We start from the raw sequence: 15252 nt of genomic DNA, 5'->3' as shown, positions 1-15252 counted from the left end.
GGGACCGACGGAAAGGCGGTTCCGGCTAGCGGCCCGGGGCGTTACCGATCAGCTCCACACCGTTGCCGTTCCAGTGGAACCGCACATCGGTGTTCAACCCGTTGATGCCGCTGGGGTAGGTCAGCGCCACCGTGTCACCGGTGGTCTGCGCCGCGTCGACGCCGTTGAACCCGTAGGTGTCGGGGACCCCTTGCGGGATGAACTGCCCGAGGTGGAACAGCACCGCCCGGGTGGTGGGGTTGACGGCGTTGGTGTTGGCCTTGATGATCACCGCCGACAACTGGGCGCACTGGTTGTAGTTGCCGGCCAGCGGCTCCGGGTTCCAGCCTTGCTGGCTGCGCGGGTCGCGTGGCAGCTCGGAGACGACCTTCGCGATGGTGGGCGAGGCGAGGTTGACCGCGCACGGGTCGGCCGGCGCGGCATTGCTGCCGGGCGGCGCGGCGGCGCCCGAGGGCTGGGCCGGGGCGGTGATGGACGGGGTCTCGGTGGTCGTCGTGGCCTGCGGCGTCTTCGCGACCGTGGAGTCCCCCGAACCACAGCCGGCCAACGTCATGGCGATCAACGCGACGGCGGCCGAGCCGGTCAGTGGCCCGGTACGGCGGGGTGGCGACCACACATCGGGCACCGTACCGTCATCGCGCGCACAGGTGTGACAGGCATGGCCGGGCACGGCTGTGCTCATGATCACGGACCCGCAGCGCTCATGTCCGCTGAGCTCGCGATCACCACTAGACTCCATGGGCGATGACCACTCCGGACAGCTCGCCCGAGGCTGCCTCTCCCACATTTGCCGACCTGCAGATCAACCCTTCGGTCCTGCGGGCGATCGCCGACGTGGGTTACGAGTCGCCCACGGGCATCCAGGCCGCGACCATCCCGGCGCTGATGGCGGGCTCGGACGTCGTCGGGCTGGCGCAGACCGGCACGGGCAAGACGGCGGCGTTCGCCATCCCCATCCTGTCCAAGATCGACGTCACCAGCACCGCGACCCAGGCGCTGGTGCTGGCGCCCACCCGCGAGCTGGCCCTGCAGGTGGCCGAGGCGTTCAGCCGCTACGGGGCCCATCTGCCGAAGGTCAATGTGCTGCCGATCTACGGCGGCTCGTCGTACAGCGTGCAGCTGGCGGGCCTGCGACGCGGCGCGCAGGTGGTCGTGGGCACGCCCGGCCGGGTCATCGACCATCTCGAGCGCGGGACGCTGGACCTGTCGCGGGTGGACTACCTGGTGCTCGACGAGGCGGACGAGATGCTCACCATGGGCTTCGCCGAGGACGTCGAACGCATCCTGGCCGACACCCCCGAGTACAAGCAGGTCGCCCTGTTCTCGGCGACCATGCCGCCCGCGATCCGCAAGCTCACCACCAAGTACCTGCACGATCCGCTCGAGGTCACCACCAAAGCCAAAACCGCCACGGCCGAGAACATTTCGCAGCGATACATCCAGGTCGCCGGCCCGCGCAAGATGGACGCGCTGACCCGCGTCCTCGAGGTGGAGCCGTTCGAGGCGATGATCGTCTTCGTACGCACCAAGCAGGCCACCGAGGAGGTCGCGGAGAAGCTCAGGGCCCGAGGCTTTTCCGCGGCGGCCATCAACGGCGACATCCCGCAGGGCCAGCGCGAGCGGACCGTCGCCGCGCTGAAGGACGGCGGCATCGACATCCTGGTCGCCACCGACGTGGCCGCGCGGGGGCTCGACGTGGAGCGCATATCGCATGTGCTCAACTACGACATTCCGCACGACACCGAGTCCTACGTGCATCGCATCGGACGCACCGGCCGGGCCGGGCGTTCGGGGACCGCCCTGTTGTTCGTTTCTCCGCGGGAGCGCCACCTGCTCAAGGCGATCGAGAAGGCGACGCGGCAAACGCTCACCGAGGCCGAACTGCCCACCATCGAGGACGTCAACGCCCAGCGGGTGGCGAAGTTCGCCGATTCCATCACCGCCGCGCTGGGCCGTCCGGGGATCGACCTGTTCCGCAAGCTGGTCGAGGACTACGAGCGCGAGCACGATGTCCCGTTGGCCGACATCGCCGCGGCGCTGGCGCTACAGTCCCGTGACGGCGAAGAGTTCCTGATGTCGCCCGAGCCGCCGCGTGAACGCCGTGAGCGGCATACCGAACAACGCGAGCGTCCCGAAAGACCAAGGCAGACAAGGTCGTTCACCACTTACCGCATCGCGGTGGGTAAACGGCACAAGGTCGGCCCGGGCGCGATCGTCGGCGCCATCGCCAACGAGGGTGGGCTGCATCGCAGCGATTTCGGGCACATCGCCATCGGCCCGGACTTCTCGCTGGTGGAGCTGCCGGCCAAGCTGTCCCCGTCGACGCTGAAAAGGCTTGAACGCACCCGCATTTCGGGGGTGCTGATCAATCTTCAGCCGGATCGGTCGGCCACCAAGCCGCGCGGCCGGGACGGCGGGAAGCCGCGCAGGAAACACACCGGATGACCCTGTCCGAAGAACAAGACGCCCAGGGCGGACTCGAGCAGACCGCCCACGTCGACCGGGTCGCGTCGCTGACCGGAATACGCGCCGTCGCCGCCCTCCTCGTTGTCGGCACGCACGCGGCCTACACCACCGGCAAGTACACCCACGGCTATTGGGGCCTGGTCGGCTCTCGCATGGAGATCGGCGTGCCGATCTTCTTCGTGCTGTCCGGCTTCCTGCTGTTCCGTCCGTGGCTCAAATCGGCCGCCACCGGCGCGCCGCCGCCGTCGCTGAGTCGCTATGCGTGGCACCGGGTTCGACGCATCATGCCGGCCTACGTGATCACCGTGCTGTTCGCCTACGTGCTGTACCACTTCCGCGAAGCGGGACCCAACCCCGGACACACGTGGCTCGGCCTGGTGCGCAACCTGACGCTGACGCAGATCTACTGCAACGGGTACCTGGGCAAGTACCTGCATCAGGGGCTGACGCAGATGTGGAGCCTCGCGGTGGAAGCGTCGTTCTACGTGCTGCTCCCGCTGCTGGCCTACGTGCTCTTGGTGCTCGTCTGCCGACGGCGCTGGCAGCCGAGAGTCCTGCTGGGTGCGCTTGCCGGCTTGACCTTGGTCAGCCCGGCCTGGCTGATCCTGGTGCACACCGATCACTGGTTTCCCGACGGCGCGCGGCTGTGGCTGCCCACCTACCTGGCCTGGTTCCTCGCCGGGATGTTGCTGGCCGTCCTGCAGGCGATGGGCGTGCGCGGTTACGCCTTCGTGGCCATACCGCTGGCGATCGTCTGCTATTTCATCGTCTCCACGCCCATCGCCGGCGCGCCCACCACCTCGCCGGCGACGCTGAGCGAGGCGCTGTTCAAGACCTGCTTCTATGCCGTGATCGCCGCGCTCGCGGTGGCGCCGCTGGCCCTGGGGGACCAGGGCTGGTACTGGCGGCTGCTGGCGACCCGGCCGATGGTGTGGCTGGGGGAGATCTCCTACGAGATCTTCCTGATCCACCTGATCACCATGGAATTCGCCATGGTCTACATCGTTCGCGCCCACGTCTACACCGGCTCGATGCTGTACCTGTTCCTCGCGACGATGGTGCTGACGATTCCGCTGGCCTGGCTGCTGCACCGCTTCACGCGCGTGCGAACCTGAGCCGCCCGGGCGCCTAGCCCCGGGCGGAAACCGGCGTCACGATCGGCACGACGAACTCTTCGATCATCGCCCGCTCGTCGGCGTCGTCTCGGCCCGGGAACTGCAGCAGCGAACTGATCACTCGCACCATCCAGCGCGCCCGGCGCTCCACGACGGCGGGGTCTTCCGGCCCGAGGGAGCCGATGAACGCGGCGGCCAGGGCGGTGATCACCTCGGACTGCCCGGCCACCTCGACGCCGATCGGCGGCCGGGTGATGGCGAACCACGACGCCAACGCGCGGCTGCCGCGAACCATCTGCAGCGTGGCGGTGATGCTCGCGACGAGTCGTTCCTGCGGATCGTCGATGCCGCCGATCTGCTCCTTGATCGCGCGGCTGAGCCTGCGGGTTTCGCGGTGCACGTAGGCGGTCCGCAACGCCTCGCGGTTCTCGAAGTACCGGTACAGCGTCGCGCGCGAACATCCTGCGGCCCTGGCGATTTCGTTCATGCCGATCGAAGCGTGGTCGCGCTCGGTGTAGAGCCGCTCAGCGGCGTCGAGGATCCGGTCCGCGGCCGCTTCGGTGCGCTGCGTGCCCAGCCAGTCGTTCGGCATCAGGACTTCACCCGGATCGGTACCGACAGCGGGCGGCGCACGTAACTGCCGCCCGACCAGACGATCGCAGACTCATCGACCTCGAAATCGGGGCAGCGGGCCAGTAATTCGGTCAGAGCGACACGGGATTGCATGCGCGCCGCCGCCGCGCCGAGGCAATGGTGGGCGCCGTGGCTGAAGGTCAGGATGTTGCGCGGGCAGCGGGTGACGTCGAGTTCACCTGCTTCCGGCCCGTATTGGCGCTCGTCCCGGTTGGCCGATCCGTACAGCAGGAACACCTTCCGCCCGGCCGGGATGGTCGTGCCGTGAAGAGTCACGTCACGGGTGGTGGTGCGCGCCAGTCCCTGCACCGGCGAGGTCAGCCTGAGCAATTCCTCGACGGCATCGGGGATCAACCCCGGATCGTCGACCAGAAGCCGCCGCTGGTCGGGACGCTGATGCAGCAAAGGCATTGAGCCACCGAGCATTCCAGTGGTGGTGTCGTTGCCGCCGGTGACCATGGTGAACGTGAATGCCAGCACCGAGAGGGTGCCGGCGATATCGCCGCCGGCGCCCACGCCGGCGGCCACCAAATGGGAGATGGTGTCGTCGCCGGGCTCGGTTCGGCGGCGCTCGATCAAACCGGTGAAGTAGGCCATCATCGACCCGACCGCGTCGCCAACCGTTTCCAGTGCGCCGGCGACGCCGCCTTCGGCGGTGTTGGCCGCGACGATCACATCCGTCCACCGGTCGAATTGCGCTCGATCCGCTTCGGGGACACCGAGGTAGTGCGCGACCACCATCGACGGCAGCGGTTTGAACAGCTCGGTGACGATGTCGCCGCCGCCGGCGGCGCGCAGCCTCTCGATGCGCTCGACGACGAATTCGCGCACCTTGGGCTCCACCGCCTCCACCTGTCGTGGCGTGAAGCCGCGCGACACCAGTTTCCGAAACTCGGTGTGCACCGGCGGATCCTGCATCACCATCGGCGGATTGTCCTGCAGCCCGATCATTTCCAGGTCACCGTAGTTGACCGTCAGTCCCTGCGCGGAGGAGAACGTCTCGTGGTCGCGCGCGGCGGCCCACACGTCGGCGTGCCGGGACAGCACGTAGTAGTCGTGCTCGGGCCGTCTGGCCGGGACGACGTGGTGCACCGGATCGTGGTCGCGAAGCGCCCGGTACATCGGCCAGGGATCCGGCCAGGTGTCGGCGGTCGCCAGCTCGAACGTGACCGGCGCGTTATGAGACATAACCACAGCCATGTCTCATTGGTACGACAATCAGCTCAGAATGTCAACGTGGCCTACCGCCGGGCGCCCCGGCCAGCCGGGCGGTCGACATCACGCGCCCGGCCAGCCGGGCGCTCGAGCAGCGCTACCTAGATCCCCGCGCCCGGGTTCAGAATCCCCTGCGGGTCCAGGGCCTGCTTGATCCGCCGGTTGAGGTCCATCACCTCGGGGCCGAGGTAGCCCGCCAGCCACGGCCGCTTCAACCGGCCCACGCCGTGCTCACCGGTGATCGTGCCGCCGAGCCCGACGGCCAGGTCCATGATCTCGCCGAAGGCGAGGTGGGCCCGCTCGGTCATGGCGGCGTCCGCGGGGTCGTACACGATCAACGGGTGGGTGTTGCCGTCGCCGGCGTGGGCGATCACCGAGATCGTCAGGTCACGCTCGGCGGCGATGCGCGCGATGCCGGTGACCAACCGGCCCAGTGCAGGGAGCGGGACCCCGACGTCTTCGAGCAAGAGCGATCCCTTCGCCTCGACCGCGGGGATGCAGAACCGGCGGGCGGCGACGAAGGCCTCGCCTTCGTCGGGATCGTCGGTCGAAAACACTTCCGTCGCACCGTTTTCGGCGAACACCGCGGCCATGATCTCGGCGTCCTCGGAGCCCGCTCGTCCCCTTTCGTCGGAGCCGGCCACCAGCATGGCGGCCGCCCCTCGGTCCAGGTCCATGCGCAAGGTGTCCTCGACGGCGTTGATGGCCACCGAATCCATGAACTCCAGCATCGACGGGCGCAGGCACCCAACAACCCCGAGCACCGCGTCCACGGCCGCCTCCACCGACGCGAACGAGGCCACCACGATGCCGGACGCGTTCTGCTTGGGAACCAGGCGCAGCGTGACCTCGGTGACGACCCCCAGCGTGCCCTCGCTGCCGACGAAAAGCTTGGTCAGCGACAGCCCGGCCACATCCTTCAACCGCGGACCGCCGAGCCGGACCGCGGTACCGTCGGCCAACACCACCTGCATGCCCAGCACGTAGTCGGTGGTCACGCCGTATTTCACGCAACACAGGCCGCCGGCGTTGGTGGCGATGTTGCCGCCGATGCTGCAGATCTCGAACGACGACGGGTCCGGGGGATACCACAGGCCGTACTCGGCGACGGCCTTCTTGACCTCGGCGTTGAACAGGCCGGGCTGACACACCGCCGTGCGCGTCACCGGGTCGACGGCGATGTCGCGCATCCTCTCCGTCGACAGGACGATGCCGTTGTCCAGCGCCGTCGCCCCGCCGGACAGCCCGCTACCGGCTCCGCGGGTCACCACCGGCACCCGGTGGCGGGTGGCCCAGCGCAGCACGGTCTGTACGTCCTCGGTGCACCGCGGGCGCACCACCGCCAACGGTTTGCCGGCCGACGGGTCGAAGGCGCGGTCCTGGCGGTAGCCCTCGGTGACGGCCGGGTCGGTCACGACCATCCCGTCGGGCAGGCCGGAGATCAGCTCGGCCAGGACATCACTGCTCACAGCCTTCGATCCTAGGGCCCGCCATCCCCGGCGAACTCCGGCGCGCGGTCCACTTCCCGCAGCGACGGCAGCCTCAAGGCGACCAGCCCGATCAACAGGATCGGCACCGCCAACGCCAGGAAGGTGGCCTTGAGCCCTGCGGCGTCGGCCAGGGGCCCGGCCACCAGCAAGCCCAACGGGCCCGCGGCGTACATCAACCCCGTCATCACCCCGACCACCCGGCCGCGCAGATGGTGCGGAGCCCGGGTCTGCATGACGTAGTTATAGATCGGCTGGATCGGCCCGTAGACCAGCCCCGTCACCCCGCACAGTACGAGGATCACAGGCAGCGGCGGCAGGAAGGCGATGCCGACCGTCGCGGCGCCGAAGGTGAGCGTCGCCGTCAGCACCGCCGTCCGCCGGCGGGTGCGTTTCGACAGCACCGCGTAGCCCAGCGCGCCCGCGACGCCGCCCACCCCGAGCGCCATCAGCGCCCAACCCAGCTGGGCGGGCTGGTGCCGGTCGGTGAAGTACTTGGGGAACAGCACGCTTTCCATCGGCAGGTAGAGGGCGGTCACAACCAGGTCGATCAGGCCGAGCGTCCGCAGCACCCGCAGATTCCAGACGAACCGCAGCCCTTCGACGATGCCGGACATCAACCCGTCGGGTCGGGTCGCGTGGTGCGGCTTGCCGGCACCCTCGAGCCGCAGCGCGCCGATCGCCAGGAAGGACAACCCGAAGCAACCGGCCGTGACCCACATCGTGTTGATGCCGCCGACCGTGGCGATCATCAAACCGCCGATGCCGGGCCCCACGATGTACGCCAGGTTGAGAATGGCCTCGTAGACGCTGTTGGTGCGGTCCAGCGACCAGCCCGCGCGGGCGGCCGCCTCAGGCAGCATCGACTGGCGCGCCGTCGCCCCGGCCGGGTCGAAAGCCGCCGCGCAGAAGGCCGCCACGGCAAGCTCGGCGACGTTGATCGCGCCTGCCCCGAGCGCCCACGCGGTCAGGGGGATGACGCTCACCGCCGCGCCCGACAGCGCATCGGAGACGAGCGATATCCGGCGGCGCCCGAAGAAATCCACCGCGGTCCCGGCCACCAGGGTGGACAACACGAGGGGCAGCGTCATCGCGGCCGCCACGATCGACGCGTCCTTGGCGCTGTCGCGGTGCTGCAACGCCAGCCACGGGAACGCGACTATCGAGATGCCGGTGCCGGCCGTCGCCAGCAGTGTGGCGAACAGGATCAGAAACGCCGGGCCGCGGCTCGTATGGCTCATGGGTATTCGGTGAGAACTTAACGGCTGACCCGCGGCGGTACCACCGATTATTCGGGGCGTTCGGCCGTCGCCTACCGGTTGACTGCAGGATGTTCATGTGCTCGTCCACCCTCGTACCGGCCAGGCGTTCGATTCTCCCGTGGTCCCCGGCACCGGATGGCCGGGCGACCCGGCGACCCCGGAGACGGAGGTCGCCGCCGACGCCGCACAGGTCGCCGCGCTGGCGCCCCGCGCCGCGTCGATCCCCGAACTCGACGCCCTGATCAGTGTCTGCCGCGCCTGCCCGCGGCTGGTCGACTGGCGCGAGGACGTGGCCGTCCTGAAACGGCGGGCCTTCGCCGACCAGCCGTACTGGGGCCGCCCGGTGCCGGGCTGGGGGTCGGAACGGCCCTGGTTGTTGATCGTCGGGTTGGCGCCCGCCGCGCACGGCGCCAACCGGACGGGCCGCATGTTCACCGGGGACCGGTCCGGCGACCAGCTCTATGCCGCGCTGCACCGGGCCGGGCTGGTGAACCAGCCGACCAGCGTGGATGCGGCGGACGGGTTGCGGGCCAACGGCGTTCGGATCGCCGCACCGGTGCGGTGTGCGCCCCCGGCCAACGCGCCGACACCGGCGGAGCGCGACACCTGCTGGCCCTGGCTGGAGGCCGAATGGCGGCTGGTCGCCGAGCATGTGCGCACGATCGTGGCTCTGGGCGGATTCGCCTGGCAAATCGCGCTGCGGCTGCCCGGCGCGTCCGCGATGCGCAAGCCGCGGTTCGGCCACGGGGTCGTGGCGCAATTCGCGCCTGGCGTGCGATTACTCGGCTGTTACCACCCCAGTCAGCAAAACATGTTTACCGGTAGGTTGACACCAGCAATGCTCGACGACGTTTTTCGCGACGCGAAAAGGCTGGCAGGGATTAAGTGACCGACGTTCTGATTTCTGGCGCTAGCGTGGCCGGTGCGACGACCGCTTATTGGCTTGGCCGCCATGGCTATTCGGTCACCGTGGTGGAGCGCCATCCCGGGCCGCGGCCGGGCGGCCAGGCGATCGACGTGCGCGGGCCGGCGCTGGACGTGCTGGAGCGCATGGGCCTGCTGGCCGCCGCCCAGAAGCGGAAGACGCAAATCCGCGGCGCCTCCGTCGTCGACAGCGACGGCAACGAGCTGTCCCGCGACACCGAGTCGACGCCCACGGGTGGGCCCGTCGACAGCCCCGACGTCGAGTTGCTGCGCGACGACCTGGTCGAATTGCTGTACGGCGCAAGCCAATGGACGGCGGAATACATCTTCGACGACACCATCACCGGGTTGGACGACGACGGTACGGCCGTCCACGTGACCTTCGAACGCGCAGCCGCGCGCAGCTTCGACTTGGTGATCGGCGCGGACGGATTGCACTCCAACGTGCGCCGGTTGGTGTTCGGCCCCGAGGAGCAATTCATCGAGCGGCTGGGCACGCATGCGGCGATCTTCACCGTGCCCAATTTCCTCGACCTGGACTACTGGCAGACCTGGCATTACGGGGACGCCAGCATGGCCGGGGTCTACAGCGCCCGCAACAACACCGAGGCCCGGGCCATGCTCGGTTTCATGGACGCCGACCTGCGGATCGACTACCGCGACACCCAGGCGCAGTTCGCCGAGCTGGAACGGCGGATGGCCGGCGACGGGTGGGTGCGTCCGCAGCTGCTGGAATACATGCGCAGCGCACCGGATTTCTACTTCGACGAAATGTCGCAGATCAAGATGGACCGCTGGTCGAAGGGCCGGGTCGCGCTGGTCGGCGACGCCGCATACTGCTGCTCGCCGCTGTCGGGCCAGGGGACCAGTGTGGCCCTGCTGGGCGCCTACATCCTGGCCGGGGAGCTCGCCGCGGCCTCTCACGACGGGACGGTCGACTACGAGCTCGGTTTCGCCAACTACCACAAAGAGTTCAACGACTACGTCAAGCGCAACCAATGGCTCGTCGTTGACAACATCCCCGGCGGGGCTCCGATACCGCAGGAGGTCTTCGACCGGATCGTCAGCTCGATCACGCTGAAGGACTACTGAGCCTGGGGGAGGCGCGCCCGAGGGAACGTTCGCACGCCGAAAGGCGTTGACGCGAACGTGCGTCTTTCCGTCCTTGATCTCGTCCCGGTCCGCACGGATCAGACGACCGCCGATGCGCTGGCGGCAACCGTGCAACTGGCCCAGGCCGCGGATCGGCTGGGTTACACGCGCTACTGGGTCGCCGAGCATCACAACATGCCCTCCGTCGGGGCCACCAGCCCGCCGGTCCTGATCGCCTACCTGGCCGCGCAAACCTCGCAGCTGCGTCTCGGGTCCGGCGGCGTGATGCTGCCCAACCACGCGCCGCTGGCGGTGGCCGAGCAGTTCGCGCTGCTGGAAGCCGCCGCCCCTGGCCGCATCGACCTGGGCATCGGGCGGGCGCCCGGGTCGGACCCGGTGACCGCCTACGCGCTGCGCGGCGGCCGCGGCGAAGAAGACATCGAGAACTTTCCGGAATACCTCGACGACGTGGCGGCGCTGATGAGCGCGCGCGGCGTGGTGGTGCCGCTGCGCTCGGGGAACTATCGGCTCAAGGCCACCCCGGCGGCCGCCGGTGAACCCCGCCTGTGGCTGCTGGGCTCGTCCATGTACTCGGCGCACTTGGCCGCCGCCAAGGGGTTGCCCTACGTGTTCGCGCACCACTTCTCGGGGCAGGGGACCGAGGAGGCGCTCGAGCTCTACCGCTCCCGGTTCAAGCCCAGCGCCGTGGCCGCCGAGCCTGTGACGTTCCTGACGGTGAACGCGGCGGTGGCCGAAACCCGCGACGAGGCAACGGCGTTGATGCTGCCCAATCTGCAGATGATGGCGAAGCTGCGCACCGGACAGCCCCTGGGGCCGGTGCCGCTCGTCGAGGAGGCGCAGGGCGCGGAGCTGACGCCGCAGCAGCAGCAGATCGTGGAGAGCGGGTTGCGACGCGCGGTCCTGGGCACGCCCGCCGAGGCCGCCGACCAGTTACGGGCACTCGCCCAACGGTTCGGCGTCGACGAGGTGATGGTCAACCCGGTGGCCTCGGCTCGCCGCTGCACCCGGCCGGCCACCGCGCCGGCGCGGGTGGCGACCCTGGAACTGCTCGCCAAGGAATTGTTCTAGGCGGTCAGTCCGTCACACCCGATCGCTGCGAATCGACGGGGCCGGCGACCGCACTGCGGCCGGTGATCCAGCGCCGCAGTTCGTCCGCCGGTAACGGCGGGCTGTGCACGAACCCCTGGGTGATGGTGCAGCCGTAACGCCGCAGCGCGCTCAGCGTGGCCTCGTCTTCCACCCCCTCGGCGACGAGGTCGGCGCCCAGGTTCTGCGCCAAGTCCACGGTGGACTGCACGATGGCCACCGATCGGGGATCCTGCGCCAGCCGCGCCACGAATCTCCTGTCCAATTTCAGCTCGTCGACCGAGACATCCTGCAGACGGGCCAGCGACGACCATCCGGTGCCGTAGTCGTCCAGCGAGATACGAACGCCGAGAAGCTGCAGGGCGGCGACGGTGTTGCGGGAGCGCTCCGAGTCGACCAGGGCGCTCTCGGTGATCTCGATGATCAGCGCGTCCGGGGGTAGTCCGTGGGTCCGCAGCAGCCGTTCGATGGTGACCGCGAGGTCCAGATCGAGCAGGTTCGTCGTCGACAGGTTCACCGCGACCGTCAGCGCGATGCCCTGATCGCGCCAGAACCGGACCTGTTCGAGGGTGAGGTTGATGGTGCGATTGGCCAACGTGCGCATCAACCCGGCGCGTTCGGCGGCCGGGAGGAACTCTTCGGGCAACAGCAACCCGCGCGCGGGGTGCTGCCAGCGCAGCAGGGCCTCGACGCTGTGCACGCTTCCGTCGCTGGCGTTGACCTTCGGCTGGTAGTGCACCGTCAGCTCGTCGCCATCGATCAGCGCGGCGCGCAGCTCCCGGATGAGGTTGGGGTCGTGGTCGCGATCCACCTCGAAGCCCGACTCGTACACCGCGATCCTGCTGAGGGCGGACTTGGCGTACGCGATTGCCGCCTCGGCGCGATTCAACAGCTCCTGCGGGTGATCGCAATGATCGGGGTACAACGCGATGGCGACGCAGGCGTCGACCTGCACACTGATCGCGTCCAGTTCGAACGGGATGCTGATGGCCTCGAGTAACCGGCCCGCCTGGGCCCGTGCGGCGGCGAGGTCCGATCCCTCGCCCAGCAGAATGGCGAATTCTTCGTCGCTCACGCGGGCGAGCAGGTCGTCGCGACGCATGTTGTGCGCGAGCCGGTTTGCGACCCGCCACAACAACTCATCGCCGAAGTGGCGACCGACCGAATGGTTGATCTCCCGCAGCTGGGGCAGATTCAGCAAGAGCAGCGCGCGACGCGACGACGTTCTCGCCGGCAAGTCGGACGCCGACAGCGCGGTCAGCGCCGTTGCCAGCGACCGCCGATTGGGCAGTGTGGTCAATTCGTCGGTCATGGCCTGTTTGTGGCTTTCGGCCAGCAGGCTGACATCCCGGAACGTCACCGAGAATCGGGCGGCGACCGCCACCAGACTCAGCGCGGCGAGCGTGGATGCGAGCCGCGAATCGTGCCCCAGGATGGCGACACCGAGTGCCACGACGGTGCACGTCACCGGAACGGCGTAGGCGTCGAGTCCGCGCCGCGTCACCGGTGCCGCCGACGACCCCCGCGCCCAGCTGGCCAGCGCCACCAGCAGCGATGAGGCCGGCCAGAGCGCGTCCAGCGTGGTGCCTACCCGGTACGAGCCCGCCGACGTCTGGAAGAGGTACGCGGTGTCCGCGACCGCGAAACCGATTAGCCCGACGACAAGGAACGCCCAGCGAAACTCGCTGCGCCAGCCGAGGATTGGCAGCATGCCGACGGCCAGGGCCAGCAGCACCAGGTCGCCCCACGGATAGATCAGGCCTACCAACACTGTCGCGGGTGTCCGGTGCGCGGCCGCATGCATGGGCCCGTCCCGCAGCGCCGCTGCCAGTGCGGCCACGGCCAGCGCGCACACCAGGGAATCGAGGCGCACCGGCATCGGCACCCGCTTGAGGCGGGATCGCATCAGCAGCACTATCCCCGCATAGACGAACGGGTAGAACGCCAGGTATTCGGGATCGGCAACCGACGGCGAGTGCGCGTTCGGCACCCACAACGCGTACACGACATCACCGAGCGCCGAGAGCGCCATGCCCGCCGCGATCAGAGACCACGCAAGCCGGTCGGCTTTGAGGCGGTACGCGCGAACGGCGATCAGCCCGGCCGCCAGCAGGTTCAACGCTGAATACAGGGATTTGGCGAAGAAGACGCTGTGGCCGGCATTCGGTGCGACGACGCTGGTCACCGTGAAGGAGACCACGCCGATGATCAAGCCCGCCAAGGCGATCCGGATCGGCGTCGGGGGCCACCGAACGCCGTCGACCCCGTCCTGCGGCCGTGCGGGTCGTGACACGTCCCCGTCGGCGGCGCGCCTGCGCATCTGCGTCGTGCTCGTCGCGACGACCGGCGCCGCGATTGCCGGCTCGGCCAGCGTGATGGCCGGCTCGGCGGGCGCGATTGCCGGGAAGGAATAGGAGAGCGGCAGATCGGGCACAAAGCTCCGAACGCATTGGCCGCCTTCGCGTTTGGCGGTGTACATGGCCAGGTCGGCGTGCCGGAGGAGCTGCTCGACGGTGCATTCCGACGCGGCGGTCGCGACCGTGAAGCCGACACTCGGCCGGACCGGTATGGGAACTCCGTCGACCAGGATCGGGGTGTTGAACGCCTCGAGGACTCGATGCGCTGCCACATGCGACTCTTCGATGGGGCCCTCGAGGAGGACGGCAAATTCGTCACCACCGAGGCGAGCGGTGACGCACTTGTCGCCCAACGTGGCGGTGAGTCGCCCGGCGACCCGGACCAGCAGTTCGTCACCGGCGGGGTGGCCCAGGGCGTCGTTGACCGATTTGAAGTTGTCGAGGTCGAGACACAACACCCCGATGGGTGCGATGTCGCAATTCCGCCGGGCGACGGCCTGTTCCAGCCGATCAAGGAAATACGCCCTGTTGGCCAGTCCCGTCAGACTGTCGCGGAACGCTTCCCGCGCCACCTCGGACAGCAGCCTCTGGTTCTCCATCAGCATGACGAACTGCCGGATGAGCACCGCCGCAACCAGGATCCCCAGCGCCATCAGCAAAGGTCCGTGCGCCATCAACCTGACCGCGCGGGTCAGCCCGACCGCGGCGGCCACCAGCAGTGGCAGGTACGGCAACCACAGCCGGGTGCGTGACCGTATTTCGTCGTCACGCGACCCCGGCACCGGCACCTCGTGGACGCTGGACAGCGCGGCGAGCGCGATCATGCCCAGGCCGGCTACTCTGCCCAGATCCACGAGATCGCTCACCTGATAGCTGCCGATCCCGCTCTTGAACACCATCGCGATGTCCGCGACGCTGATCGCCGTCACGCCCCCGGCCAGCAGGTTGCGGCTCGGCGGGTCGCCGCGACGGACCCGGGACAGCATCAGGATCGAGGTCGTCAGCAGGAGGACGTCGTTGAAGACTTCGGGGATCGTCGTCGCCCGGGAGCCGCTGTCCTCGCGCAGTTGTTTCTCGAGGACGAAGACCCACGACACCACGAACAGCGACGTCGCCACGATCAGGCCGTCCAGCACCAGTCGCCGCGGGCTGTGCCGGGAGAAGCGCGACAACAGCACCAACGACGTGAAGGCGCCGAACGGCCAGAGCAACAGCACGATCTCGGCGGCGGCCGGATGCGTGGCGTGGGCCAGCTCCGGGCGCACGTCGTACACGGCCCAGATGACCTCGCCGGCCGCCCAGCCCAACAGGGCCGTCACCATCGCCAGCCACCCGGCCCGGTGCCGACCGTCTGCGGACAAGGCCGCGTAGCCCGCGCACCCCGCCCCGAACAGCAGGCACGCCGCGAGAGCGATTTCGTCGACCGGCCGCGTCGCGTAGACGCCCCTCCAGTTCGCGATCGAAGACGCGACCACCAGCGCGGCCGCCGAACCGTAGACACCGAGGACGAGCCGACCCAGGCGCGGGGGCAGCCGGAATCGCCGCCAAGGATTTCCCGCCCACGGCTTCATACCCACTCCAGCTCATCCCGCGC

General features: G+C 68.9%; 11 protein-coding genes. 5 read left to right on the top strand and 6 right to left on the bottom strand.

What is annotated here, in order from left to right:
- Positions 1 to 25 precede the first annotated feature (25 nt).
- Positions 26 to 625, bottom strand: a complete 600-nt coding sequence (locus tag A9X04_RS26130; RefSeq protein ID WP_067927091.1) for an LppP/LprE family lipoprotein — start codon at positions 623 to 625, stop codon at positions 26 to 28.
- 119 nt (positions 626 to 744) lie between these two features.
- Here A9X04_RS26130 and A9X04_RS26125 point away from each other — a divergent pair, with 119 nt between their 5' ends.
- Together A9X04_RS26125 and A9X04_RS26120 are read left to right on the top strand one after the other, a co-directional pair.
- Positions 745 to 2445, top strand: a complete 1701-nt coding sequence (locus A9X04_RS26125; RefSeq protein WP_067927090.1) for a DEAD/DEAH box helicase — start codon at positions 745 to 747, stop codon at positions 2443 to 2445.
- Positions 2442 to 3581 (top strand): acyltransferase, encoded by a 1140-nt coding sequence (locus tag A9X04_RS26120; RefSeq protein WP_067927089.1) that lies wholly within the window; start codon positions 2442 to 2444, stop codon positions 3579 to 3581. The genes A9X04_RS26125 and A9X04_RS26120 overlap by 4 nt, the downstream gene beginning before the upstream one ends.
- Positions 3582 to 3594: 13 nt before the next feature.
- On the opposite strand, the gene A9X04_RS26115 is transcribed toward A9X04_RS26120, so the two are convergent.
- The 4 genes from A9X04_RS26115 to A9X04_RS26100 all read right to left on the bottom strand — a co-directional run bounded on the left by A9X04_RS26115 (position 3595) and on the right by A9X04_RS26100 (position 8157).
- The gene (locus A9X04_RS26115) at positions 3595 to 4173 is read right to left on the bottom strand and encodes a TetR/AcrR family transcriptional regulator (RefSeq protein WP_067927088.1); all 579 of its coding nucleotides are present in this window, start codon (positions 4171 to 4173) and stop codon (positions 3595 to 3597) included.
- Positions 4173 to 5414: a cytochrome P450 gene (locus A9X04_RS26110; protein WP_197509409.1), complete on the bottom strand. Its 1242-nt coding sequence runs from the start codon at positions 5412 to 5414 to the stop codon at positions 4173 to 4175. Before A9X04_RS26110 ends, A9X04_RS26115 begins: the two co-directional genes overlap by 1 nt.
- A gap of 116 nt (positions 5415 to 5530) precedes the next feature.
- Positions 5531 to 6898 (bottom strand): FAD-binding oxidoreductase, encoded by a 1368-nt coding sequence (locus tag A9X04_RS26105; RefSeq protein ID WP_067927084.1) that lies wholly within the window; start codon positions 6896 to 6898, stop codon positions 5531 to 5533.
- A gap of 11 nt (positions 6899 to 6909) precedes the next feature.
- The gene (locus tag A9X04_RS26100) at positions 6910 to 8157 is read right to left on the bottom strand and encodes an MFS transporter (RefSeq protein WP_067927080.1); all 1248 of its coding nucleotides are present in this window, start codon (positions 8155 to 8157) and stop codon (positions 6910 to 6912) included.
- Positions 8158 to 8239: 82 nt separating this feature from the next.
- Here A9X04_RS26100 and A9X04_RS26095 point away from each other — a divergent pair, with 82 nt between their 5' ends.
- Genes A9X04_RS26095 through A9X04_RS26085 form a run of 3 tightly spaced genes read left to right on the top strand, consistent with a single transcriptional unit; the run spans position 8240 to position 11283 of the window.
- Complete coding sequence (locus A9X04_RS26095) at positions 8240 to 9067, top strand: uracil-DNA glycosylase (RefSeq protein WP_067927077.1); 828 nt, start codon at positions 8240 to 8242, stop codon at positions 9065 to 9067.
- Entirely contained in the window at positions 9064 to 10194 is a 1131-nt protein-coding gene (locus tag A9X04_RS26090; protein ID WP_067927075.1) for an FAD-binding protein, read from the top strand. The genes A9X04_RS26095 and A9X04_RS26090 overlap by 4 nt, the downstream gene beginning before the upstream one ends.
- Before the next feature lie 57 nt (positions 10195 to 10251).
- Positions 10252 to 11283, top strand: a complete 1032-nt coding sequence (locus A9X04_RS26085; protein WP_067927072.1) for an LLM class flavin-dependent oxidoreductase — start codon at positions 10252 to 10254, stop codon at positions 11281 to 11283.
- Between the two features lie 4 nt (positions 11284 to 11287).
- Here A9X04_RS26085 and A9X04_RS26080 read toward each other — a convergent pair whose 3' ends face one another.
- Positions 11288 to 15229, bottom strand: coding sequence for a bifunctional diguanylate cyclase/phosphodiesterase (locus A9X04_RS26080; protein WP_082975259.1), 3942 nt, complete (start codon positions 15227 to 15229; stop codon positions 11288 to 11290).
- Between the last annotated feature and the right edge of the window lie 23 nt (positions 15230 to 15252).

It is taken from the genome of Mycobacterium sp. E3247, from assembly GCF_001667785.1.
Taxonomy (GTDB): Bacteria; Actinomycetota; Actinomycetes; order Mycobacteriales; family Mycobacteriaceae; genus Mycobacterium.
The sequence above is the reverse complement of the archived record's forward strand: the minus strand, read 5'-3'. Positions and strand labels throughout refer to the sequence as shown.